This window comes from Desulfococcus sp. (assembly GCF_050178255.1).
Classification (GTDB): Bacteria; Desulfobacterota; Desulfobacteria; order Desulfobacterales; family Desulfococcaceae; genus Desulfococcus; species Desulfococcus multivorans.
Map to the genome: position 1 here is coordinate 1 of NZ_JBFXGG010000015.1, position 22,369 is coordinate 22,369.

Consider the following 22,369-nt stretch of genomic DNA (forward strand, 5'->3'; position numbering starts at 1 on the left):
GAATTGATGCTGATCGCCATCCCCTTCACCAAATTGATCCACATGCCGTTCTTCTTCTTTGCCCGGTTTCTGATCAGAAACGAGCTGACATTGGGAAACGGTACCCGAAAATGGGTGGAAACCACATAAAATACAGGACGGAGGAAAATTATGGATCCAGTAAAACCGGTAAATCAAGATGTCATCCGGGAAATGCTGAAGCAGAAGAAGAACATGGAGATTCTGGTATCGGTATGCGCCAGCTGCGGCATGTGCGCTGAAAGCTGTTTTCTTTACGTCAATAACGACAAGGATCCCAGCTATATGCCTTCCTACAAGGCGATTCATTCCTTGGGGAAGATGTACCGGAAAAAGGGGAACGTCACTCGTGCCGAACTGGAAGAGATGAAGGATCTGGTCTGGAACAAGTGTGTTCTGTGCACGCGATGCTACTGCCCGATCGGCATCAGTATTCCGAGCATGATTTCATGGGCCAGAAGCATCTGTCGATCCCAGGGCGTCTACAGAGAATATGATCAACCCAAGGTAGCTTAATCCCCATGTGAAGGAAGACGATAAGGAATAATTATTATGGACAGAATGTTGCTCAGCGCACTTGTACTTTGGTTTGTTGTTCTATCTTTTCTGGGGATCGGCAGCGTCGTCAAGACACCTGAAGCGCCTTCGGATGCACGCGCCGCCGCATATTTCCCCCATGACAGGCATATGGAGGTCGTGGATGGTTGCAACCGCTGTCATCACAGATTCGTCGACGGCGTCAATGTCCTGGAGGAAGATGAGTTGGACGGCGGCGAGGCCATGCGATGTCGAACCTGTCACACCGACGCGAATGCCATCGATGGGCGGGAAGCCTTTCATCGACAGTGCATCCAGTGCCACCGGGCCCTCGAAAAAGAGGGCAACGTCAGCGGGCCTCGGACCTGCGGAACCTGCCACCCGAAAACCGTGTCGGGTGATCTCGATGCACTGATCATTCAACGATAGTCACTCAACTCTATATAGCGGAGGCAAATAATGGTAAAGGGCAAAAGAAAACCTTTTGATGAAATTAAGGGTATGATCAAAAACCACAAAAAGGTTTTGAATGTCGGCTGCGGCGGCTGCGTGTCGGTCTGCTACGCCGGAGGCCTCAAGGAGGTCGCTATCCTGAATGATCAGCTGAACGCCTCTTTCAAGCAGGACGGTATCGACATCCAGATCGACGGCTACACCGTCGAACGTCAGTGCAACCAGGATCTTCTGGCAGAACTGGATCGGATCGTTCCCCGATATGACGCCATGATGTCCATGGCTTGCGGCGCCGGTTGCCAATACCTGGCGGAACGGTTCCCTCAGACACCGGTTTATCCCGCCATCAACACCATGTTCATCGGGGTGGATAAAGAGGTCGGCATTTTCGAAGAACGTTGCCGTGCCTGCGGTAACTGCGTACTCGGCTACACCGGGGGCATATGTCCCGTAACGCGGTGCGCCAAGGGGCTTTTCAACGGCCCCTGCGGCGGGACCAACATCACCAGCTGCGAGGTCAGCAAGGATATCCCGTGCGCGTGGTACGATATCTATATGCGCCTCAAGGAAATCGGCCAACTCGAGAACATCATGAAGATCAAGGAGCCGATGGAATGGCAGAACACGATCCGCGGCACTTTCGTCCAGCTGGGATACGAGGAGCGTTTTGCCGAGAAAGAAAAGAAGACCGGCTTTTTCAGCCGAATTCATTAGCCGTCAACGGGGCCTCTTGAAAAGAATGCTCAAAACGCTTGACATCTGCTGGGAAAATGGATTATTATCTGTTTACTATGAATAAGAATCTGACGATGAAAAACGCAAACTGGTGGTGGCGGCACATGCAATTCGGTGTGCCCTGGGTACCGCTATAAGTTTGACGAGGCATCAGAAAACAACCAGACCGTGGGCATCACCAAACGCCCACGGTCTTTTGATTTGAGGGTCGTGGGAACAAACAGCCACGGCCCTTTTTTTTACCTCAAAAAGGACGCATTTCATGCTCATCAGTCGATTTCCTCAAAAATCAAGTTTCCTTCAGCTGGCGGAACGACACAATGTGATTCCCGTTTGTGCGGAGGTTCTGGCCGACACGGAAACGCCCGTTTCTCTATTGAGAAAAATCTACTCCGGAAAGGGTCCCGCCTTTTTGTTTGAAAGCGTTGAGGGCGGAGAACGATGGGGTCGCTACAGCTTTCTCAGCGCCTCCGCACGGGCCGAAATCCGGGTCTACGCCGATAGCATAACGGTCGAAACCGGAGGGCGAACCGAAACCATCGCTCACGGCGGAGAGCCGATGGTCGTTCTAAGGGCATTGATGCAACACTATCGGCCCGCGCCGATTCCGGAGCTTCCCAGGTTCTGGGGCGGTATGGTGGGCTATCTGGGGTATGAGATGGTGTCGTTTTTCGAAAACATCCCCAACCGTCTTCCGGACGATCAGCCCATCGCTCATTTTATCATTCCGGATAAACTCATTATTTTCGACAATATCCGACATACCCTTATGGCCGTCGTGATCGTCTTCATCGAGGATGCCGACGCTTCGGAAGCGATCTACCGCCGTGCCCTGACTGATCTGGAGGGTCTCCTGTCCGAGACCGCATCCTGTATATCGACGGAGGTGAGGGTCGCCGACGGCGCCGATTTCAATCTCCTGCCCAGACTCGATGATGACGTCTACAGGGAAATGGTGAGAAAGACCAAAGCCTATATCCGGGACGGCGATATCATTCAGGCCGTCATCTCCCAGCCGTTCACCTGTACCGACCCCCCGGACCTGTGGACCCTCTACCGTGCCCAGCGATTCATCAACCCATCGCCCTACCTCTATTTTCTCCATCTCGACGATACGGCGCTGGTGGGTTCCTCCCCTGAAACCATGGTCCGCCTCGAAAACGGCGTGGCGTCCCTGAGACCCATCGCCGGAACGCGCCCCAGGGGCGAAAACGAACAGGAGGACCGCGCACTGGCAGATGAACTGCTTCAGGATGAGAAAGAGCGGGCCGAGCATCTCATGCTTGTGGATCTGGGCCGAAACGACCTGGGCCGTGTCGCCGAGGTCGGATCGGTCCAGGTGACGGACCTGATGGTGGTGGAACGCTATTCTCACGTCATGCATCTCGTCTCCAACATCTGCTGCGACATCAAGCCCGAATTCGATGCGTGGGATCTTCTTCGGGTGACATTTCCGGCCGGCACCTTATCCGGCGCTCCCAAGGTTCGCGCCATGGAAATTATCGCCGAACTGGAACGGGAGCCCCGGGGCCCCTACGGCGGCGCCGTCGGCTATGTCTCGTTCAACGGGAACATGGACATGGCCATCACGATCCGGACGGCGTGCGTTCAGAACGGTCGATTGACGGTAAGAGCGGGGGCCGGGATCGTGGCGGACTCGGATCCGGAAAAAGAGCGGATTGAAACCGTAAACAAGGCCGGGGCGATTCAACGGGCCCTGCAGTTGATGCACGGCGTCGGTGCATAGGACAACAGCGATGCGGAGGGATGTTCAATGCTGATTATGATCGATAATTACGACTCGTTTACCTATAATCTGGTCCAGTACCTGGAAGGGTTGGGAATGCCGGTGCGGGTTTTTCGGAACGACCAGGTGACATTGGCGGAAATTCAACGGCTCAATCCCGCCGGGATCGTGATTTCACCCGGACCGGGCCGCCCCGGTACAGCGGGGGTTTCCATGGACGTCATCCGTGCGCTGTCGGGGAAGATTCCCATCCTCGGGGTTTGCCTCGGGCACCAGTCCATCGCCGAGGCCATGGGCGGCAATATCGTTCCGGCAAAGCGGCTGATGCACGGCAAGACATCGACCATCACGGCCGACGGCAGAATGCTTTACCACGGCATCAACCAGCCGTTCCAGGCCATGCGTTACCATTCCCTCGCCGTCTGTCGAAAAACCCTGCCCGACTGTCTCGTCGTCACCTGCGAGTCCGAGGACGGCGAAATTATGGGGATCCGGCATCGGGAGCATCCGACCGAAGGTATTCAGTTCCACCCTGAATCGATCATGACCCCCGTGGGCAAGCGGCTGCTCAGAAATTTTCTGCGGTTTTCGGTCGACGGCGCCGGCAGGTCTTAGCGGCGAGTGATCAGCGATGCGAAGGTATCAGACTTTCAGTGAAATCGTCACTATCAATCATCAGCGGGAGGGAGACCATGTTTCGAACGTATCTGAACAGAATTGTCAAGCGTGAAAACCTGAACGAGTCGGAAATGTCGTTCATGATTACCGAGATTTTGTCGGGGAATGCCACCGACGCTCAGATCGGCGCGTTCATGGCGGCATTGGCCACCAAAGGCGAAACCTTCGAGGAGGTCGCCGGCGCTGCAGGCGCCATGCGGCGGAAAGCCGTGCGGATCCAGACATCGGGCGGCATGGTGGTAGACCCGGTCGGCACCGGCGGAGACGGCATGAACACCTTCAACATCTCGACAACCTCGGCCTTCGTGGTGGCGGGATGCGGGGTGACCGTAGCCAAGCACGGGAACCGCGCCGTTACCAGCAAGTGCGGCAGCGCCGATGTGTTGGAATCCCTTGGCGTCAAACTGGATACCGATCCTGAAATCGTCGAGGAGGCGGTCCGGGAGATCGGCATCGGGTTCCTGTTCGCGCCTCTTTATCACAGCGCCATGCGATACGCCGCCCCCGCCCGAAAAGAGGTCGGCATCCGCAGCATCTTCAACATGCTGGGGCCGCTCACGAACCCGGCAGGGGCCAACTGCCAGCTCATCGGCGTATACGCCCCCGAGCTGACGGAGATGTTTGCGGGCGCCCTCAAGCTCCTGGGCACGAAACAGGCCATGGTGGTTCACGGCCACGACGGGCTCGACGAGATCTCCGTGTGTGCCCCCACGCGGATTTCCGAGCTCCGGGAGGGTCTCATCCGGACCTATGATATCACACCGGAGCAGTTCTTTGGTCGAACCGCCGATCCAAAGGAGTTGCTGGGCGGAGGCCCCGAAGAGAACGCCGGGATCCTCCGACGGGTCCTCGCGGGGGAGCGGGGGGCGAAAAGGGACGTGGTCGTGTTGAACGCCGGTGCAGCGCTCACGGTGGCCCGGAAAGCCGGGGATCTCAAATCCGGGATCGCCATGGCCGAAGCCGCCATCGACAGCGGAGCGGCCGCTGGAAAGTTGGATGCCCTTGTTCAATATACCCGGGAGAATGGATAATGACGACCGACATTCTGAGCCGGATCGTGGAACAGAAACGCCTCGAGGTCTCCCGGGCGAGAGAGCGTCTCCCCGAAACGGAACTCCGCCGTCTCGCCGCAGCCCCGCGCAAACGGCGTCCCTTTTACGACGTCCTGGCCTCGGCAGGACCTTCGGGTGTCAATATCATTGCCGAGATCAAACGGGCCTCTCCCTCCAAAGGCGTCATCCGTTCCCGGCTGGATCCTTCCCTCTACGCACGTCAATACGAGGACGGAGGGGCCGATGCCCTGTCCGTCCTCACCGACGCGTCCTTTTTCCACGGGAGTCCGGCGGATCTGGCCCAGGCGCGTTCCGCCGTCCGTCTGCCGGTGTTGCGGAAGGACTTCATCATCGATGCCTACCAGATTTTCGAGTCGGCGGTTATGGGTGCCGACGCCATACTGCTCATCGTCCGTATCCTGAGCCCCGAACAGCTTCGGGAGTATATGGCTTTGGCAAAGGACAGCGGCATGGACGTCCTGGTGGAGATCCATTCGACATCGGAGCTTGAAACCGCGGTCGAGGCCGACGCCCGGCTGATCGGCATCAACAATCGGAACCTTGAAACCTTCGACACCGATGTCGGGCGAGCCTCCGCCATGGGGGGTATGCTTGGGCCGCCAAGGGTGGCCGTTGCGGAGAGCGGCATACGGAATCGGACGGATATCGAACGCCTTACAGCCGCCGGTATCTTCAACTTCCTCATCGGCGAAAGCATCGTTCGCTCAGCGGACCCTGCCCGGTTTATTCGATCCCTGAAAGGATACTGATGTCATGACCGACTCTGTTTCCAGGATACCTCAGGTCAAGGTATGCGGCCTGACGGATCCGGCCCAGGCCCTTGCCGTTGCGAAACTGGGCGTGGATGCCGTCGGTTGCGTATTTTTCCCGAAAAGTCCACGGCATATGACCCGGGAGGCGGCCAGGACGCTCTGTCGGGTGTTGCCTGCCAACGTCCGACGCGTCGGTGTCTTTGTCGACGAGTCCTTTTCCCAAATCATGGGCGTCGTCGAGGCGTGCGGGCTCGATGTCGTCCAATTGCACGGACAGGAGCCTCCGGAGTTGATACGCCGACTTCGCCGACAGGGTCTTCTGGTCATCAAGGCCTTGTTCGCCGCCCGATCGCCTGGACTCTCCGATCTCGATACGTATGCACCTTCGGGATTCCTGGTGGAATGCGGCGCCGGAAAACTTCCCGGCGGCAATGCCGAAACGTGGGATTGGGCCCGGGCCAGGTCTCTCTCCGATCGTTATCCGCTCATTCTGGCGGGCGGCCTGACGCCGGAAAACATTGTCAGGGCGGTCGGCCTGGCTCAGCCGGATGCCGTCGATGTCAGCTCCGGGGTGGAGGCTTCCCCCGGCAACAAGGACCTTCGGAAGTTGGCGGCGCTGATGGCGGCGATCCGTGGATGCCGAATGGAGAGACGTCTGCTGAAAATTTTTTGATGCGGTTTCGGGCCCCGTGCCCTTCCCGGCGGATTTCCGGATGTTACCCGGCCTGTTTTGACGCGTTGGTCAAAAGGCGGTTTTAAATGCCTTTCAAAATGTCTGTTTTGATTTTCCCGTCGAATTATGCTTTAATAAAAATCTCAACTTTCGACTTTCATCGGCCGGTGCCGGGAGGATACGGCCCGCGCCCGACGCGGTTTCGTTCAAGTGCCGCTAAAGCTTGCTCCGGGCGGCCCGGAAACTCGCTGCGCTCAAACAGTCCGGGCCGCTGATCCTCCGCCGCGCTTAAGCGGCACTAAAACTCACCGCTGAAGGGGCCCGGGCCGTATCCTCCCGGCACCTCTTTCCGGTTACCATCATGAAAGTCGAAAGTTGAATAAAAATTTTAATGCATGTTTTCCCAGGCGGAGGAGCCTCCGGATGAAAATCATATCCCCCTACCACGAGATCCTGTATATGCCCGACGGCGATACGGTCCTGAAGATCATCGAACTGGCCGGGCGAACCTGCTATAAGAGCGAGGATAAAATGACACCGACATCGGGGGCCGATTTTATCCGGCGCATCGTCCGTTCCGGGCATCACAGCGTGATCGAGCACATGAACGTCACCGTGAAATTTACCTGTGACCGCGGTGTCAGCCATGAGCTGGTCCGTCACCGCCTTGCCGCCTACAGCCAGGAATCGACACGGTATGCCAACTACGCCAACGACAGATTCGGAAATGAAATTACCGTGATCAGACCCTTTTTCTGGGCGGAGGACTCCCAGGCCTACCAGGACTGGCGCTCGGCCATGGCCTATGCCGAAAAGATGTATCTCAAGCTTGTCCGGGAGGGAGCAAGTCCCCAGGAGGCCCGAAGCGTGCTGCCCAACAGCCTGAAGACCGAGGTGGTCATGACGGCCAATCTGCGGGAATGGAAGCACGTGATCAACCTGAGATGCTCCAGGGCCGCCCACCCTCAGATACGAGAAATCATGTTACCGCTCCTTGCGGAGATGCATCAACGTCTACCTGTTGTCTTTGAACAAGAACATGAGAAATATCTTAAACCGGCTTGATCCACCCCATTTGTCCGCCAATGGACTGACCCAGCCCCCCAGAGGTCCGCATCGACGTGTGATTCCCTGAAAGAGAGACAAGTGTATGAAAACGCCTATTGTCCTGGCCGCATTCGGCACGACCACCCGCGCCATGAAAACCTATTCCTTCATCAATGACATCTGTCGGGAGCGATTTATCGGCCATCCGATCTTCTGGGCGTTCTCTTCCCGTCAGGTCAGGGATTTTTCCAATCGGAACTACAACACCAACATGCAGCATCCCCACGAAGTGCTGCGGAAGCTCAAAAAAGAGGGCTACCCGTGGGCCGTGGTTCAGTCCCTTCATTTCACTTGCGGTCACGAGTTTTATCGATTGATCGAGGAGGTGGGCGACTGCGGGATACGGACCGCCATGGGGCTGCCGTTGTTGCACCGGCCCGAGGATTACAAATCCGTTGTCGCCGCCTTGATGCCCCATCTGCCCGAGGCGGCGGACGAGGCGATGGTCATGATCGGCCACGGCACGGATCATCCGAGTTGGAGCAGCTATGTCGCATTGGATTACATTTTCAGAAAGACGAAGTCGTCCGGGGTTTACGTGGGCCTTGTGGAACAGGGTTATCCAACCATGGCGTCGGTGATCGAGGAGGTGTCCAGGGACGGTTACCGGAAGGTGAAACTCGTACCCCTGATGCTGGTGGCAGGCCTCCATTTCGAAGAGGATATGTCGGGTGACAACCATTCCTGGCGGTTCGCTTTTGAAAATGCGGGCATAGCCGTTTCTCTGGAAAACCAGGGGCTGGGGTTCAACCGGGGGATCGTCGACCTCTATTGCCGTCACATTCACGACGCCCTTGACGTGATTCCCGACAACCAGGGCTGTCGTCTTCCATGCTCGAAAATCTTCGTCGTTTGAAGTATCGTTGTTCATGAGAATTTGAATTAAAACCCAACCCACGGCGGTTATATCGGGATTGGCGTATTGACATCCCCGCCATTCAGTTGCATGATGGGCGGCGTTTATTGAACGGCACGGCCGGTACCGGCAACGACCGGAAGCCAAAACGGCTGCCGGGAATACGGAAAGAGAGACGACGTACATGAAGGCATCTCCGGCAGTCGACATCAGGAAGGTATCCTTTTCCTACAATGGTCAATCCGTGCTTCAGGACGTCGATCTGACCCTGGAGGCCGGAGACTTCACGGCGCTTATCGGCCCCAACGGCGGGGGAAAAACGACACTTCTCAAATTGATGATCGGTCTTCTGACCCCGAACAGCGGCGACATCAGAATCCTGGGTGAGCCTCCCCGCCGGATAGCACATCGTCTGGGGTACATGCCCCAGGAGATCGGCATCAACAGGCATTTTCCGATTTCCGTTCTGGATGTGGTGCTCATGGGGCGCCTTGATCCCGCAAGGCGTTGGGGCGGGTACAGCTCGACGGACCGGGCTGCGGCTCAGAAGGCCCTCGAAGCGGTGAACATGTGGGAATTCAGACGCCGTCGCATCGGAGAACTCTCCGGAGGACAACGCCAGCGGGTTTTCATCGCCCGCGCCCTGGTCGCGGAGCCCGATATCCTGTTTCTGGACGAGCCCACCGCGAGTGTCGACGCCGTCCATCAGGAAAACCTGTTCGACCTTCTCAAAGTGCTTAACGAAACGGTGACGATCATCATCGTGAACCATGACCTGATGGTGATTTCCAGCTACGTCAAATCCGTGGCCTGTGTCAACCGCAGGCTTCACTATCACGGCGGCAACGAGATAACGGAAGATATGATTCGAATGTATCAGTGTCCGGTGGAATTGATCGCTCACGGCATCCCCCACCGAGTGCTGCGAACGCACGGGAGCAAACCATGTGGGAAGCGCTGCAATTCGAGTTCCTGAGAAACGCCCTCCTGGCCGGGTTGCTGGCCGGCGTCACTTGCGGGATGATCGGCACCCTCGTGGTCGTCAACCGCATCGTCTTCCTGGCCGGCGGGATTGCCCATGCGGCCTACGGCGGCATCGGGCTCGCGTTTTTTCTGGGATTGCCTTACATGTTAGGAACCTTCGGATTTTCGCTTGGGGTCGCCATGTTCATGGCGGCCATGACGGTTCGCAGCCGACATCGATCCGATACCGTTATCGGGGTGATCTGGGCGGTAGGTATGGCGATCGGGGTGATTCTGCTCGATCTTACCCCCGGCTACAACGTCGATCTCATGAGCTATCTTTTCGGGAGCATTCTTACAGTTCCCACGTCGGATCTATGGATCATGGGCCTCATGACGGTCATGGTGGCCGGACTTGTCGCTTTTTTCTACAATGCCCTGTTGGCGATGTCTTATGACGGCGAGTTTGCCAGGCTGCGGGGCGTTCCGGTGGCGGGACTCTATTTTCTGCTTCTGGGCATGATTTCGGTATGTGTGGTGATGGTCATCCAGGTGGTCGGTCTCATCCTCGTCATCGCCATGCTGACCATTCCCCCCTATATCGCCGAAAAATTTTCAGATTCCCTGGCAGGTATGATGCTGATATCGTGTCTCATCAGCTGTGTCTTCACGGTGGCGGGCCTCTGGATATCCTTCCGATACGATCTGACTTCAGGCGCAACCATCATTCTTGTCAACGGTGCGGGATTTTTCCTGTCGATCATCGGCGGGCGATGGATCGCCCGACATCGGCGGTCCGCGTCCTGACACGACGGTATTGTGCGCGGTCCACGGTCATCGACCGGTTTCGACGGCTTCCGGCCTTGAAGCGGCAGAGGCCCGCCGGAAATCATTCCGATCCACCGGGTCGTAGTATCGCCACTCCCCGTTGACTTTCACCTTGGGGGCCCTGTGGATCTCATCCCGGCCGCAGCGCATGAGTCGATCGCAGGCCATGATCCACCCCCTCAGCTCCCCATGTCGCGCCACCGCTTCACGCGCGTACTCGGAACAGGAGGGCGTCATGGGACAGGTTCCTCTGCGAACGGCGGAGAGATGGTCCAGGGGGCCCCGATAAAAGGCAAGCATCCCGCTGAAGGGCGAGGCTGAATACCCGCCGCCGGCACTTCCGGTCCCTGTTGCGCCGCAACCCGTCGCCAGGACGGCGAACAGAAGCATCGGGACGAGCCGCTTCATGTCGAACTGAGCGCCCGCAATTTTTCGGATCAGTCCTTTTGCGGCCATTCCACCCCTTTGTGCTCTTCCACGAAGTAGCAGAAACGGCTCCAGGTGAATTCACGGCGGCTTATAGGACATCTCAGGGTCAGTTTATGGTCGGTCACGCCGACGACCTCCCAGTCCCCTCTCCTGGGACCTTCCTGGATGTGAATCTTCTGTCCGATGCGAAAAGGGTAAGGCGCGAATGTCGTAACGTCATGTTTTTCCAATGGAGTCAATTCCTTTCCGACAAGGTTTCCGTCAAGGGCTGCGCCTCGAAAAAGAGCGGCCGACAGCTTGACAAGCGGGCATCATGGTTCACAATATACGGATTGAAAGCCGGCGGCGCAAGTGGATTCCGAGGTGTTTCACGGACGGCGTTGCCGGGGTCGGGGGCAGTCTTTCCGATTTCAGACAGCGACGTTGACACGACGATCATGATGACCTATAGGATATGACGCGTAACGGGTTTATCCCGGCGGCAGAGGGCGGATCGATGGGATCACGCAAAGCAGGAGAACCCGACAATATTGATCAGAAAAAAAATGAAAGGGGTAATGGAGAATGAAACGGATACTGACAGTGGTGATTGCCGCAGCCTTGGTAATGACAGGCTGTGCCGGGCCCCAGACAAAAACCGGAAAGGGCGCCCTTTACGGGACGACAGGGGGGGCCGCGGCCGGCGCGCTGGCCGGACAACTGATCGGTAAGGACACCAAGGGCACCCTGATCGGGGCGGCGGTAGGCGCCGCTGTCGGCGGCCTTACCGGTCTTGGCGCCGGCAAGTATATGGACCGACAGGAAGCCGATCTGAACCAGGCGCTGTCGCAGTCCCATGCGGCCCAGGTCTCCCGGGAAGGGAATCTTCTGGCCGTCACCCTGAAGGGCGACGTGACCTTCGACACCGATTCAACCGTCGTAAGACCCGGCCTTTACAATGAAATAGACCGCATCGCTCAGGTGATGGTCCAGTACCCCGAAACCCAGATTTTTGTCCAGGGGCATACGGACAGCACGGGCGCCGCGGAATATAATCAGAGGCTTTCCGAGCGACGCGCGGAAGCGGTGAGGAATCTCCTGCTCCAGCGCGGGGTTTCGGCCGATCGCGTCACCGCCATGGGGTATGGCGAGACGATGCCCGTGGCCACGAACGCCACTCCCGAGGGGCGTCAGATGAACCGAAGGGTGGAGATCAGAATCAAGCCGAACGAGCCGGCCGCCGGTTAGCCGTCATTCAGGCAGGGAAGCCGGTCTTCCCTGCTTCGATCGTTTTCCCGGATGCTCGACCTATTTCATTGCGGACTTGAACCACAACGCCGCTTCCCGAACGAATTTTTCCTGATTTTCGGGCAGGCTCATGGGGTGGTCTCCGTTTCTCAGCATGATCAGCCGCTTGGGCATCCTTGCTTTCTGATAGATCCGGTGTGCCTCGGAGGAGGAGATGATCCTGTCTGAATCGCCGTGCACGATGAGGATGTGGTGGATGCCGTCGATCCTGTCGGAAATATCGAAACGGAGCGCTTCGGGATCGATCTTCGGATGGTTGTGGGGCGCCCCCTTCCCGTTCTTCAGGTGCTGAACGATCCGATTTCCGTCCAAAGGAGCGGCGTAAGTGACCACGGCGGCAACATCGGCTTCGAGTGCAACGGAAAGCACAACGGCGCCGCCCAGGCTGCTGCCGAAGAGTCCCGTGACATCCCCCGTCTTCTCCGTTGCCCGAACGGCGGATATGGCGCTCAACAAATCCCTGCGACGGTTTTCAAAAGCGGTGACCTCTCCAAAGACGCCATCGCTCCCGCCGCATCCCCTGTGGTCAAAACGGAAGTAAGCGATGCCGAACTCGAGGCATTTTTCGGCCAGGGCGATCTGTTTTGGAGAATCACCCGTGCTGAAAAGGCCGTGGGATCCGATGACGACCGGCGGCAATGCGCTGTTTGGCGGCAGGTGGAGGGTTCCCTTGAGCTGAAAATCCCCGCTGTTAAAGGAAATATCCTGAGTCGTGCTGATGATTGATTCCGTTTCCGACATTAACAAAACCCTCCTTGATTTTCCATAATGGGTAGGATAAAAACCCCTGCTTTATACTGTATTTCGCTATAGCGGACAAGATTCAAAATTTCGGAGGACGGAGATGGACGTCAAAAATCGGCAGGAGCTTGAACTGGAGATCACGGACATCGCCTTTGGGGGGATGGGGTTGGCCAAGGTGGATGGATTCGCGGTGTTCGTGGATGGGACGGTTCCGCTGGATCGGGTCAGGGCCCGGATCTTCCGAAAAAAGAAACGTTACGCAGAGGCGCGCCTCATCGAAATCCTCTCGCCCTCACCCCATCGTCGCAAGGCGCCCTGTCGCTACAGCGGGTTCTGCGGCGGTTGCAGATGGCAGTTCATAGATTATGAGATGCAGCTTGAATACAAGCGCCGGCACGTGTCGGAGGCCATTGAACACATCGGCCTCATCAAAGACGTTCCCGTCCATCCCACTCTTCCCTCCCCCGTGATGTACGAATATCGGAACAAGATGGAATTTTCCTGCGCCGACCGGCGTTGGCTGCTTCCCGACGAGCTGGGGCAAACGGACATCGATACGGGTTTTGCCGTCGGCCTGCATGTGCCGGGAACCTTTCACAAGGTGCTGGATATCAGCGAATGCCTGATTCAGCCCCGCCTGGGCAACGACATTCTCGATGCGGTGCGCACCTTCATCAGGGCGTCGGAAATGCCGGTCTACGGGTTGAAATCCCACGAGGGCTTCTGGCGATTCCTGATGCTCAGGCACTCCGCAGCCCGGGATCAGTGGATGGTCAACATCATTACCGCCGAGGAGCGACGCGACGTGGTCTATCCCCTTGCAGAGCGCCTCATGGCCGACTATCCCGCGATCGTATCCATTGTCAACAACATCACGGCCCGCCGGGCCGGAATCGCGGTGGGCGAGTCCGAAGCCCCCCTTCTGGGCGGCACTGCCATCCGGGATCGCATCGGCGCCTTCGAATTTGAGATTTCCGCCAATTCCTTTTTTCAAACCAACACCCGCGGCGCAGAAAGCCTCTATGCGGTCGTCAAGGATTACGCCGGGCTCTCCGGTGACGAAACGGTCCTGGACCTCTATTGCGGCACCGGAACCATCGGCATCACCCTGTCGGATGCCGCCCGGTCGGTCACGGGAATCGAAATCGTCGAGAGCGCGGTTGCCGATGCCCGGCGGAATTGCCGCATCAACGGGATCCGGAACTGCCGGTTTATGGCCGGGGATATCCGGGACCTGCTGTCGGGTATTGCCGTTTCCCCCGAGGTGATGGTCATCGATCCACCCCGCGTCGGAATGCACAAGGACGTGGTTCGACAGGTGATCGAGCTTGCTCCCCGGAAGGTCGTTTACGTCTCCTGCAACCCCGCGACCCTGGCCCGGGACCTGACCGTTATGAGCGAACATTACGACATCGCGGAGGTTCAGCCGGTGGACATGTTTCCCCACACCTTTCATATCGAATCCGTTGCCCGGCTCATCCGGAAATAGCCGGGCATGGCTTCGGTCGTGAGGCGGCACGTCAGCCGGATTCGACCAGCCGTTCCCGACCGCTGAAGATCAGAAGATCCCCCTCCTTGCTGATGCAGGCGAGCGTCATGTTCATCCTGCCGCCGAGGTCGACGGCAAGGGCCGTGGGCCGCGACATGCTGACGATGGTGCCGATGCCGGCCCGGGCACATTTCTGGACGAGTTCATAGCTGACCCGGGAAGAAAGTACGGCCGCGACCGTCTGCGGCAATCGGTTTTCCAGGAGGGCCTGACCGATGGCTTTGTCCAGGGCGTTGTGGCGTCCCACGTCCTCGCCCAGGCCCATGACCGCCAAGTCCCGACTGAAGAGCACCGCGCCGTGGGCGCTGTTGGTTTTTCGATAGAGATCCTGGTAGTCCTGCATCCGATCGTCGTTGATCCGTTCAAGAAGCGCCGCCAGATCGATCCGGGTCGTATCGGTGCTGGGAACCATGTTCTGAATGAGATCCTTCACCAACTCCTTCCCACAGATGCCGCAACTGGTCTGGCTGATATAACCGCGTCGCGCCAGGAGGTCGGAGACCTTTTCCCGCCGCTGGGGGGTGAGGGTCACGGCGATAACGTTGGGGTCCATCTGCTCGCAGTATCCGATAGCGGCAAAATCCTCGACCCGATCCACCAATCCCTCGGCAAGACAGAACCCTGCCGCCAGAAAGCGTTCATCCCCCGGTGTGCGCATCACCACGGCGTATGGGGTGTTCTCGACCCGGATGGACAGGGGCTCCTCGCTGATGAGCATTTGCGTTTCGGCGATCAGGGTATTTCCGGATTTGCAGCGAACGATGTTGTGTGATGATGTGCTTTCCAAATCTCTATCTCCTCTTGCCGACCCTGTGGATATCGAGGATCGGAATGCCGCCGGCGTTTCAGCGCCGGCGGGATTTATGCTGATATTGCCCTCAAGAAATAACTCAACTTTCGACTTTCATAGGCCGGTGCCGGTTACCATCATGAAAGTCGAAAGTTGAAAGTTGAAAAATAAAAATAGGACGCGAACCCATAATGTCACGCCCTTCTTATCTTCAGGCGTATCTGCCCCAAAAGGTGGAAAATCCCCTGGTGCCCGGCTGCCGATGTTATTTCAGCCACCTCACGGAATAGAGTTCCTTCCTTCGGCTGTCCAGATTTCTGACGCTGCCGTGTTTCCGCAGCTCTTTCAGCAGATCCAGATCCAGATCGGTCACAAGGGTCATCTCGGTGTTGGGGGTGGCCTCCGCGGCGACGGCATCGTGGGGAAACGCGAAATCCGACGGTGTGAAAATGGCGGATTGGGAATACTGAATATCCATGTTTTCGATCTTGGGCAGATTTCCCACGCTTCCCGAAATGGCGACATAGCATTCGTTTTCGATGGCCCGGGCCTGGGCGCAGCGACGGATCCTGAGGTAACCGTTTTTGGTGTCGGTCCAGAACGGAACGAGAAGAATCTGCATGCCCCTGTCGGCCAGCAGCCTGGACAATTCGGGGAATTCAGCGTCATAGCAGATCAGGATGCCGATTTTGCCGATGTCGGTGTCGAAAACCTTCAGGGCGTCGCCGCCTTTGAGTCCCCAATATTCGGCTTCATCGGGGGTAATGTGGAGCTTGTATTGGGCATCCCATGTCCCGTCGCGCCGGCAGAGAAACGAGACGTTGTGGAGTGTTTCACCGACGTATTCGGGGAGGCTTCCCGCGACAATGTTGATGTTGTATGCGACCGCCATCTGGAGAATCTCGTCCCGCAGCCGCTCGGTATGTTCGGCCAGAGCGCGCATGGCCGTCGGCGGATCGTCCTGGCTGTAATGCCCCAGAAGCGGTGCGTTGAAGAGCTCCGGGAACAGGATCAGGTCGGCGTTGTAACCGGACACCGTATCGATGAAGAATTCCACCTGCTGCAGGAGTTCTTCGAAGGATTTGAACGCCCGCATTTTCCATTGAACGACACCGATCCGGACGTTGGATTTCCGTCCCCACACGATCTTTTTCCGGCTCTCGTAAAAGATGTTGTTCCACTCGAGAAACACCGCGTGGCTGCGGGAGGAATTGTCTTCGGGAATATAGTTGCGGATCACCCGTTTCGGGTGGAACTCGTTGGCGAGCTGAAAGGTCAGCACCGGATCGACGATCTCACGGCTTCGCACCTTCTCGATGTAGGTGACCGGACTCATCTCCCGGTGGTATTTGGCATAGCCCGGTATACGGCCCCCAATGATAATTCCCTTCAGGTTGAGCTTTTCGCAGAGCTCCTTTCTCGCGTCATAGAGTCGTCGACCCAGACGCATGCCGCGATAATCGTTATGGACGAAAAGGTCTATGCCGTAAAGATAATCCCCCTTCGGGTCATGCCCTTTGAAGCTGCCGTCGGACACGATATCCTCGTAAGAATGGTCGTCCTCGAGACCGGCGTAGTCGATGATCAGCGTGAGCGCAGCCGCCACCACCCTGCCCTTGTCCTCGATGCAGATCTGCCCCTCGGGGAAAAGAGAGAGGATCGTCTTATATTCGTGCGCCTGCCATGCCCCGCCCATGCCGGCATAAGCCGCTTTCATGATGTCGCGGATATTGTCGTAATCCGTTAGACGAAGATTCCGGATTTGGAGCTTGTGGCTGGTGATATCGGTTCCCAATGATTCTCAGTCCTGTCTGTTATGGAATGTCGGTTTTTGTGACAGCGGGGTCGCACGCCCGGGCCGCATCGGCCTGCGACGGTAAGCCTCAACTCCCTATGGTCTATTTGCCCAGCATATCCTCCTTGAGGTTCTGATCCGCGGGCTTTTCCCCCAACCAGATACCGAACAGGGCCTTTTTGAACGCGGTCCCCTGAATCGCCCCGCGGAGCTGATTTTTCTTATAGACGCGGATCCCCTGCCCCGGGGAATAAATGATGTCATAGACATCCCCCGCACGCGCCGCTTCAGTGAAGCATGCATTGAATTTTTCGATCTGTGACGCAAGCGCCGCCGTATCTCCCCTGGTGCTGTTTTCGAATCCCTCGTTCCAGGCCTCGATCAGTTTCCGGCTGGGCACCCCGTCATGAATGAAGTGCATGCGGATGGCCATGGGTGCTTCCGCCGCGATAATCTTTCGGGCATCAGAACTTTTTTTTTCGAGATACAGCGCTCCGGCGTATATTTTCATGAAAAACCTTTGTCTCAAACCCACTCCGTTCAGAACGAGCGGCACATTGCCCGCCGTCAGCGTATCCGGGACGGCGACGCCGCCGACGGTTTCGGCGGAACACGAGGGTAACACCACCGTCAGTACGGCCAATGCGATCATTATACAGCGTTTCAACACAATGACTTATCCTTTCAATTCGATCGCCGACCATGTGTGCGGCGGCGGGTCGATCATCTCCGTGCTCGCCGGCCCCGCTTCGGATTCAACGAAAAATCCCCCTGCCTTTTACGGTATGGGGGATCGTAAAACCGAACGACATGATCGGGATCATACTGCCGGGATCAATCGCCCATTTCAGCCATATGATCGTCGTACAGGGTTTCAAGACCCAGCTTGTGCCTGGCTTCTTCCTGGCAGAGGATCTTGAAAATGGCTTTGGCGTTTTCGGACTTGGCCTCGGCCAGCAATTTGTTGTAGAGCTTCAGAGCGTTTTCCTCCCGCTTGATGGCGACAATCAGAATGTCCCGATATCCCATTCCCGGCTTGTAAACCATGTCGTCCATGTAGTCGCTGCGCTTGATGTCCTTGATCCATTTGAACTGATAGTCTTCGACGCCTTCGGCATAGCCTTTGACCTTGAGCTCTTCGAGCATGCGTTTGTGCTTTTTTTCTTCTTCCGAAAACTCGATCAGCATTTCCTTCGAGCCTGACATGGATTCTTCCCGGCTGGCCGCAAGGTAAAAGTCGACGGCTTCCTGTTCCTTCTGGATCGCAAAATCGATAATCTCGTTTATGCTTTCAAAATGCATTCCTGTCTCCTTTCCAGGTGGATGATGAACTATGTTTCAAGGCTTCCGATCAGCTCTGTCAATCGGGAAATGCCGTGGGTGATCATGTAGCGTTCGATGCCGTCGACGATCTGGACCGATACGGTGGGGTCGATGAAATTGGCGGTGCCGATCTGAACGGCAGCGGCGCCGGCGATGATAAATTCCAAGGCATCCTCGGCTTTGGCGATGCCGCCGATCCCCACCACCGGCACCTCGCTCATCTGGGCGACCTGCCACACCATTCTGAGCGCCACCGGTTTGATGGCGGGTCCGGACAGTCCGCCGGTGATGTTGGCGATCTTGGAGCGCCGACGGTGGATGTCGACGGCCATGCCGGTGATGGTGTTGATGAGTGAGAGAGCGTCTGCGCCCCCATCGATGGCGCTTCGGGCGATCTGAGTGATGTCGGTGACGTTGGGAGAGAGTTTGACCATGAGCGGTCGTGAGGTTCGTTTCCGGACGGCCTCAACCACCTCGTTAGCCATCTGCGGGTCGACGCCGAAGGCGATGCCGCCGGTCTTGACGTTGGGGCAGGAAATGTTGAGTTCTATACCGGCAATCCCTTCAATGTCATCAATTCTCCGGGCCAATTCGGCATATTCCTCGACGGTTTTGCCGTAAATGTTGATCCATGTCGGTGTTGCGATCGATCTCAGGAAAGGCAGCTTTTTTTCAACGAAGGCGTCGAGGCCGACATTTTCAAGGCCGATGGCGTTCAGCATCCCGCAAGGGGTTTCGGCGATGCGCTGGGGCGGATTGCCTTTGGCGGGAGAGAGGGAAAGCCCCTTGACAACAATGGCTCCCAGACGGTTGAGATCGATGAAGGGAGAATATTCACGACCATACCCAAAGGTGCCCGAAGCGGTCATGACCGGGTTCTTGAGCAGGACACCCCCGATGCGGGTCGTCAGATCGGGTTTTAAATCGGCTGTCAAATCCGTGGCTTCGGGCATATCGTCACGCTTTTGGAAAGTCATGGTTAAAACAGGCTTCAGAACAATATCCGGGTTAATCTAACGACTTCTGTGAGAAATCGCAAGACTATTTTTTGGACGGAAGGGCCGGGGGTCTTGGAAATGGGACGCATAGACACCATTGGGGATCCGGAAACCGCCGCCGCCAAAAATGGAAAATTTTCTTGGAAAGCGCTTTACAATTCAAAAATCAGACTATATTTTGAGATATTATTCTAACACATGTTTCAGAAGTCATACCGACTCGTGCGATGGCCCGAATCGGTTTAATTCTGTCAAACCAAGGAGCGGATATATGGTCAGACCCAAAAAAAATCGACTGGTGGCGTTTAATCCCGAAATCAGCTATTTCAAGCCGCGGGGTATACCAATGGTCGACCTCGAGGAGGTCTCCCTGACCGTAGACGAACGGGAGTCGATTCGCCTTTCAGATCTGCTGGGGCTTTCCTACGAGGAAGCCGGTCAGCGGATGGGGGTTTCCCGGGCCACTTTCGGGAGGATCATCCAGCGGGCCAGAAAGGTGATCGCCGACGCGCTGATCAATGGAAAAGCCATCAACGTTGACGGTGGGAACTACACGATTGTGGAAGACAACCGGATTTTCGTCTGTGACAAGTGCAACTACAAATGGGATGAACCCCTCGGCACGGGAAAACCCGAAAGCTGTCCGGCTTGCAACAGTCGGTATTTCCATCGTGTCTCCGAATAAAGGTATGCAGGACCCGGGTCGGGTGGGGCGGTGCTTGAAAATCCCCTGAGAAGGCGTTATTGTCTTTCAGGGAAAGACAGTTGAACACGTGGGTATACCGGCGACCGGTCTGCCCCCTCAAAGATGGGAGACGGAAAGATCCTTTGCAGGCGGTTGATGCAGAGGCGTCCGTCTTTTGACGTTTGGCACCGAAAGGTGCCGGTGCGTTTGTTATGGTTGTTTTAACGTTCGAGGAGATTGAATTATGGAAATGATCACCGGCGGCGATTGCAAATCGTCCCAGCAGAAACAGAAACAGTCCGAGCAGGACGCAGCCCTGGAAGATTCCCTCCGAAAAATAAAACAGATCTTCATGGTCATGAGCGGCAAGGGAGGCGTCGGGAAGACGAGCGTTTCGGTCAACCTTGCGATGGCACTGGCCAAAAAGGGCTTCAAGGTCGGGATTATGGACGTGGACATTCACGGCCCGGACGTGCCCAGAATGCTCGGCATACAGAAGGAGATGCTGGGCGTCAACGCCAACAGGAAGCTGACGCCCCTGGCCTACTCCGACAACCTTTCCGCGGTGTCCATCGAATCCCTCAGTGCGAGCAAGGACGACGCCATCATCTGGAGAGGACCCATGAAACATTCGGTCATCCGTCAGTTCATATCGGATGTGGAGTGGGGGGAACTGGATTATCTGATAATCGACTCGCCTCCGGGAACGGGAGACGAACCCCTGAGTGTGGCTCAGACGATTTCAGGCGCCAAGGCGATCATCGTCACGACGCCCCAGGAGGTTTCGCTGGCGGATGTCCGGAAATCCATCAATTTCTGCCAGACCATCAAGATGGAAATTTTCGGTCTCATCGAAAACATGAGCGGTTTCAAATGTCCCCATTGCGGTGAAGCCATCGACATGTTCGGCACGGGGGGCGGTGAGAAAACCGCCAGTGATTTCGGCATTCATTTCCTCGGCAGAATACCCTTTGAGCCCAAGATCGTGGCTTGCGGGGATTCAGGGAGCTGCTATCAGGAGATATACAAGACATCTCCTGTGACGCTTGCCTTTGAGGCTGTTGCCGAACGGATGGCGAAGCTGAACGGCTGAACCCCGATCCGACAGTCCTCAGCGACAAAAAGTTCTCAGACAACAGGTGTTCGGAGAGATGGATCGTCCATCCTCCGAACAGCCGACATCCATATCCCACCCCCTGTCATACCGTCAATACTTCAGCTTTCGGGATCGAGGCTGAAGGGGAACGTCTGCGATGAACGGTGTGTTTGTGCCCCTTCAACCTTCAGTCTTCAGCCTCTCCTCAACGAAAACCGAAATCTGAGCAATACGCTAGAAAATGCTTTTTCTTGATTTTCTCGGATTCTGATATTAAGCTCACCAACACACCCCGAAAGGCATGGCGAAAAGATGCCGCACCTCCATACGGCAGGTTTTGATATTACGGCATCCGTGCCGTCTGCGGGAACGATGTGATGCATCTGTTGGTCCTGCGTCTTTCCGGCGGCAGGCACCAGGGACATCGTCAGGGAAAGGATCCGTATGGAAGAAACGATACAATTCAAGAACGACGAGGGTGAAATATTGGCCGGCACACTTCACCTCCCCGAATCCCCCGCGGTGGAGTGCGTCATCTTCGGCCACTGTTTTACCTGCTCACGACATACCACCGTGCTCCGGGAAACAGCCCGCAAACTGACGGATCGGGGAATTGCGGCCCTTCGGTTCGATTTTTCCGGAAACGGTCAGAGTGAGGGGGATTTTATCAATACCGCCTACACCCGGCATATCGGTGAGATGACGCCGGCGCGTCGGTTTCTTGCCGCCAGGGGGTTGTCGCGTTTCGGACTGGCCGGCCACAGCATGGGGGCGGCCATTGCCGTTCTGGCCGCCTTACGGATGACGGACGTCGTCGGTGTATCGGCTTTTTCCGGCCGCCTTGGCGGGTTGGATCCCGAAGCGATGTTTACCCACGATCAGCTGTCGCGGCTCCGGGAGACCGGTCGTGTGACATTCCAGAGTCGGGGGCGTGAATTGGCACTGTCGAACGCATTTTTCGAGGATGCGTCCGGATATGACATTCTTGAAGCCGTCTCGGCCCTCAGCGCACCGCTTCTCATCATTCATGGGGATAAGGATGAGATCATTCCGGTATGGCACGCCGAGGCCGCCAAGGAACGAAATCCCCGCGCGACGCTCGAGATCGTCCATGGTGCGGATCACATGTTCAGCGATGCCGCGTTGCGTGAAAAGGTTGCCGACCTCGCGGCAGACTGGTTTCGACAACGTTTCGACGCATAATGCCGTTATACCGTGTTTCGACACTTCAGCATGTGTTTCAAGACAAATGA

General features: G+C 56.8%; 25 protein-coding genes. 17 read left to right on the plus strand and 8 right to left on the minus strand.

What is annotated here, in order from left to right:
• The first annotated feature begins 150 nt into the window (after window positions 1-150).
• From AB7S84_RS04810 to AB7S84_RS04865, 12 genes are all read left to right on the plus strand, one after another.
• A complete protein-coding gene (locus AB7S84_RS04810; RefSeq protein WP_020878628.1) occupies window positions 151-534 on the plus strand; it encodes a 4Fe-4S dicluster domain-containing protein in 384 nt (127 codons plus the stop codon).
• A gap of 36 nt (window positions 535-570) precedes the next feature.
• The gene (locus AB7S84_RS04815) at window positions 571-984 is read left to right on the plus strand and encodes a cytochrome c3 family protein (RefSeq protein WP_020878627.1); all 414 of its coding nucleotides are present in this window, start codon (window positions 571-573) and stop codon (window positions 982-984) included.
• Between the two features lie 30 nt (window positions 985-1,014).
• Window positions 1,015-1,722 (plus strand): methylenetetrahydrofolate reductase C-terminal domain-containing protein, encoded by a 708-nt coding sequence (locus tag AB7S84_RS04820; protein WP_020878626.1) that lies wholly within the window; start codon window positions 1,015-1,017, stop codon window positions 1,720-1,722.
• Between the two features lie 283 nt (window positions 1,723-2,005).
• Window positions 2,006-3,490 carry an anthranilate synthase component I family protein gene (locus tag AB7S84_RS04825; protein WP_428153180.1) on the plus strand — a complete coding sequence of 495 codons (1,485 nt, stop codon included), beginning with the start codon at window positions 2,006-2,008 and terminating at the stop codon, window positions 3,488-3,490.
• A gap of 27 nt (window positions 3,491-3,517) precedes the next feature.
• On the plus strand, window positions 3,518-4,105 hold the full coding sequence (locus tag AB7S84_RS04830; protein WP_020878624.1) for an anthranilate synthase component II: 588 nt from the start codon (window positions 3,518-3,520) through the stop codon (window positions 4,103-4,105).
• A 77-nt stretch (window positions 4,106-4,182) separates the two neighbouring features.
• Window positions 4,183-5,199: an anthranilate phosphoribosyltransferase gene (trpD, locus tag AB7S84_RS04835; RefSeq protein WP_020878623.1), complete on the plus strand. Its 1,017-nt coding sequence runs from the start codon at window positions 4,183-4,185 to the stop codon at window positions 5,197-5,199.
• Window positions 5,199-5,990, plus strand: a complete 792-nt coding sequence (gene trpC / locus AB7S84_RS04840; RefSeq protein ID WP_428153183.1) for an indole-3-glycerol phosphate synthase TrpC — start codon at window positions 5,199-5,201, stop codon at window positions 5,988-5,990. Before trpD ends, trpC begins: the two co-directional genes overlap by 1 nt.
• A gap of 4 nt (window positions 5,991-5,994) precedes the next feature.
• The gene (locus tag AB7S84_RS04845; protein ID WP_020878621.1) at window positions 5,995-6,666 is read left to right on the plus strand and encodes a phosphoribosylanthranilate isomerase; all 672 of its coding nucleotides are present in this window, start codon (window positions 5,995-5,997) and stop codon (window positions 6,664-6,666) included.
• A 423-nt stretch (window positions 6,667-7,089) separates the two neighbouring features.
• Window positions 7,090-7,731, plus strand: a complete 642-nt coding sequence (gene thyX / locus AB7S84_RS04850) for an FAD-dependent thymidylate synthase (protein WP_428153186.1) — start codon at window positions 7,090-7,092, stop codon at window positions 7,729-7,731.
• 85 nt (window positions 7,732-7,816) lie between these two features.
• The gene (locus tag AB7S84_RS04855) at window positions 7,817-8,629 is read left to right on the plus strand and encodes a sirohydrochlorin cobaltochelatase (protein ID WP_428153188.1); all 813 of its coding nucleotides are present in this window, start codon (window positions 7,817-7,819) and stop codon (window positions 8,627-8,629) included.
• A 184-nt stretch (window positions 8,630-8,813) separates the two neighbouring features.
• Window positions 8,814-9,605 carry a metal ABC transporter ATP-binding protein gene (locus AB7S84_RS04860; protein WP_020875365.1) on the plus strand — a complete coding sequence of 264 codons (792 nt, stop codon included), beginning with the start codon at window positions 8,814-8,816 and terminating at the stop codon, window positions 9,603-9,605.
• Window positions 9,575-10,399, plus strand: a complete 825-nt coding sequence (locus AB7S84_RS04865; protein WP_020875366.1) for a metal ABC transporter permease — start codon at window positions 9,575-9,577, stop codon at window positions 10,397-10,399. Before AB7S84_RS04860 ends, AB7S84_RS04865 begins: the two co-directional genes overlap by 31 nt.
• Window positions 10,400-10,426: 27 nt before the next feature.
• On the opposite strand, the gene yidD is transcribed toward AB7S84_RS04865, so the two are convergent.
• Both yidD and AB7S84_RS04875 read right to left on the minus strand, forming a co-directional pair.
• Entirely contained in the window at window positions 10,427-10,876 is a 450-nt protein-coding gene (gene yidD, locus AB7S84_RS04870) for a membrane protein insertion efficiency factor YidD (protein ID WP_020875367.1), read from the minus strand.
• The gene (locus AB7S84_RS04875) at window positions 10,858-11,079 is read right to left on the minus strand and encodes a hypothetical protein (RefSeq protein ID WP_020875368.1); all 222 of its coding nucleotides are present in this window, start codon (window positions 11,077-11,079) and stop codon (window positions 10,858-10,860) included. Before AB7S84_RS04875 ends, yidD begins: the two co-directional genes overlap by 19 nt.
• Window positions 11,080-11,413: 334 nt before the next feature.
• Here AB7S84_RS04875 and AB7S84_RS04880 point away from each other — a divergent pair, with 334 nt between their 5' ends.
• Window positions 11,414-12,076, plus strand: coding sequence for an OmpA family protein (locus tag AB7S84_RS04880; protein WP_020875369.1), 663 nt, complete (start codon window positions 11,414-11,416; stop codon window positions 12,074-12,076).
• A gap of 60 nt (window positions 12,077-12,136) precedes the next feature.
• Here the strand turns inward: AB7S84_RS04880 and AB7S84_RS04885 are convergent, their stop codons facing one another.
• Complete coding sequence (locus AB7S84_RS04885; RefSeq protein ID WP_020875370.1) at window positions 12,137-12,877, minus strand: alpha/beta hydrolase; 741 nt, start codon at window positions 12,875-12,877, stop codon at window positions 12,137-12,139.
• 103 nt (window positions 12,878-12,980) lie between these two features.
• On the opposite strand from AB7S84_RS04885, the gene rlmD reads away from it, so the two are divergent.
• Window positions 12,981-14,369, plus strand: a complete 1,389-nt coding sequence (gene rlmD / locus AB7S84_RS04890) for a 23S rRNA (uracil(1939)-C(5))-methyltransferase RlmD (protein WP_428153192.1) — start codon at window positions 12,981-12,983, stop codon at window positions 14,367-14,369.
• 31 nt (window positions 14,370-14,400) lie between these two features.
• On the opposite strand, the gene fdhD is transcribed toward rlmD, so the two are convergent.
• The 5 genes from fdhD to AB7S84_RS04915 form a co-directional block, all read right to left on the minus strand.
• Window positions 14,401-15,216 carry a formate dehydrogenase accessory sulfurtransferase FdhD gene (fdhD, locus tag AB7S84_RS04895; RefSeq protein WP_020875372.1) on the minus strand — a complete coding sequence of 272 codons (816 nt, stop codon included), beginning with the start codon at window positions 15,214-15,216 and terminating at the stop codon, window positions 14,401-14,403.
• Between the two features lie 268 nt (window positions 15,217-15,484).
• Window positions 15,485-17,014, minus strand: a complete 1,530-nt coding sequence (locus tag AB7S84_RS04900; protein ID WP_020875373.1) for a carbon-nitrogen hydrolase family protein — start codon at window positions 17,012-17,014, stop codon at window positions 15,485-15,487.
• A 103-nt stretch (window positions 17,015-17,117) separates the two neighbouring features.
• A complete protein-coding gene (locus AB7S84_RS04905) occupies window positions 17,118-17,684 on the minus strand; it encodes a chalcone isomerase family protein (RefSeq protein WP_020875374.1) in 567 nt (188 codons plus the stop codon).
• A 164-nt stretch (window positions 17,685-17,848) separates the two neighbouring features.
• Complete coding sequence (locus tag AB7S84_RS04910; RefSeq protein WP_428153196.1) at window positions 17,849-18,316, minus strand: ferritin family protein; 468 nt, start codon at window positions 18,314-18,316, stop codon at window positions 17,849-17,851.
• Window positions 18,317-18,345: 29 nt separating this feature from the next.
• Window positions 18,346-19,290, minus strand: coding sequence for a dihydroorotate dehydrogenase (locus AB7S84_RS04915; protein WP_040413969.1), 945 nt, complete (start codon window positions 19,288-19,290; stop codon window positions 18,346-18,348).
• A gap of 316 nt (window positions 19,291-19,606) precedes the next feature.
• Between AB7S84_RS04915 and AB7S84_RS04920 the strand changes: the two genes are divergently transcribed.
• The 3 genes from AB7S84_RS04920 (at window position 19,607) to AB7S84_RS04930 (ending at window position 22,319) form a co-directional block, all read left to right on the plus strand.
• Window positions 19,607-20,020: a DUF134 domain-containing protein gene (locus AB7S84_RS04920; RefSeq protein ID WP_020875377.1), complete on the plus strand. Its 414-nt coding sequence runs from the start codon at window positions 19,607-19,609 to the stop codon at window positions 20,018-20,020.
• A gap of 244 nt (window positions 20,021-20,264) precedes the next feature.
• The gene (locus tag AB7S84_RS04925; protein ID WP_020875378.1) at window positions 20,265-21,113 is read left to right on the plus strand and encodes an Mrp/NBP35 family ATP-binding protein; all 849 of its coding nucleotides are present in this window, start codon (window positions 20,265-20,267) and stop codon (window positions 21,111-21,113) included.
• 447 nt (window positions 21,114-21,560) lie between these two features.
• Window positions 21,561-22,319, plus strand: a complete 759-nt coding sequence (locus tag AB7S84_RS04930) for an alpha/beta hydrolase (RefSeq protein ID WP_020875379.1) — start codon at window positions 21,561-21,563, stop codon at window positions 22,317-22,319.
• Window positions 22,320-22,369 lie beyond the last annotated feature (50 nt).

What these genes read in the sequence shown, in the direction of transcription:
- trpD (WP_020878623.1), top strand. Translation starts at nt 4,183, where the DNA reads ATGTTTCGAACGTATCTGAACAGAATTGTCAAGCGTGAAAACCTGAAC.
- AB7S84_RS04920 (WP_020875377.1), top strand. Translation starts at nt 19,607, where the DNA reads ATGGTCAGACCCAAAAAAAATCGACTGGTGGCGTTTAATCCCGAAATC.
- AB7S84_RS04885 (WP_020875370.1), bottom strand. Translation starts at nt 12,877, where the DNA reads ATGTCGGAAACGGAATCAATCATCAGCACGACTCAGGATATTTCCTTT.
- AB7S84_RS04925 (WP_020875378.1), top strand. Translation starts at nt 20,265, where the DNA reads ATGGAAATGATCACCGGCGGCGATTGCAAATCGTCCCAGCAGAAACAG.
- AB7S84_RS04855 (WP_428153188.1), top strand. Translation starts at nt 7,817, where the DNA reads ATGAAAACGCCTATTGTCCTGGCCGCATTCGGCACGACCACCCGCGCC.
- AB7S84_RS04820 (WP_020878626.1), top strand. Translation starts at nt 1,015, where the DNA reads ATGGTAAAGGGCAAAAGAAAACCTTTTGATGAAATTAAGGGTATGATC.
- yidD (WP_020875367.1), bottom strand. Translation starts at nt 10,876, where the DNA reads ATGGCCGCAAAAGGACTGATCCGAAAAATTGCGGGCGCTCAGTTCGAC.
- AB7S84_RS04810 (WP_020878628.1), top strand. Translation starts at nt 151, where the DNA reads ATGGATCCAGTAAAACCGGTAAATCAAGATGTCATCCGGGAAATGCTG.
- trpC (WP_428153183.1), top strand. Translation starts at nt 5,199, where the DNA reads ATGACGACCGACATTCTGAGCCGGATCGTGGAACAGAAACGCCTCGAG.
- AB7S84_RS04930 (WP_020875379.1), top strand. Translation starts at nt 21,561, where the DNA reads ATGGAAGAAACGATACAATTCAAGAACGACGAGGGTGAAATATTGGCC.
- AB7S84_RS04815 (WP_020878627.1), top strand. Translation starts at nt 571, where the DNA reads ATGGACAGAATGTTGCTCAGCGCACTTGTACTTTGGTTTGTTGTTCTA.
- AB7S84_RS04880 (WP_020875369.1), top strand. Translation starts at nt 11,414, where the DNA reads ATGAAACGGATACTGACAGTGGTGATTGCCGCAGCCTTGGTAATGACA.
- rlmD (WP_428153192.1), top strand. Translation starts at nt 12,981, where the DNA reads ATGGACGTCAAAAATCGGCAGGAGCTTGAACTGGAGATCACGGACATC.
- AB7S84_RS04915 (WP_040413969.1), bottom strand. Translation starts at nt 19,290, where the DNA reads ATGCCCGAAGCCACGGATTTGACAGCCGATTTAAAACCCGATCTGACG.
- AB7S84_RS04830 (WP_020878624.1), top strand. Translation starts at nt 3,518, where the DNA reads ATGCTGATTATGATCGATAATTACGACTCGTTTACCTATAATCTGGTC.
- thyX (WP_428153186.1), top strand. Translation starts at nt 7,090, where the DNA reads ATGAAAATCATATCCCCCTACCACGAGATCCTGTATATGCCCGACGGC.
- AB7S84_RS04860 (WP_020875365.1), top strand. Translation starts at nt 8,814, where the DNA reads ATGAAGGCATCTCCGGCAGTCGACATCAGGAAGGTATCCTTTTCCTAC.
- AB7S84_RS04865 (WP_020875366.1), top strand. Translation starts at nt 9,575, where the DNA reads ATGTGGGAAGCGCTGCAATTCGAGTTCCTGAGAAACGCCCTCCTGGCC.
- AB7S84_RS04910 (WP_428153196.1), bottom strand. Translation starts at nt 18,316, where the DNA reads ATGCATTTTGAAAGCATAAACGAGATTATCGATTTTGCGATCCAGAAG.
- AB7S84_RS04845 (WP_020878621.1), top strand. Translation starts at nt 5,995, where the DNA reads ATGACCGACTCTGTTTCCAGGATACCTCAGGTCAAGGTATGCGGCCTG.
- AB7S84_RS04825 (WP_428153180.1), top strand. Translation starts at nt 2,006, where the DNA reads ATGCTCATCAGTCGATTTCCTCAAAAATCAAGTTTCCTTCAGCTGGCG.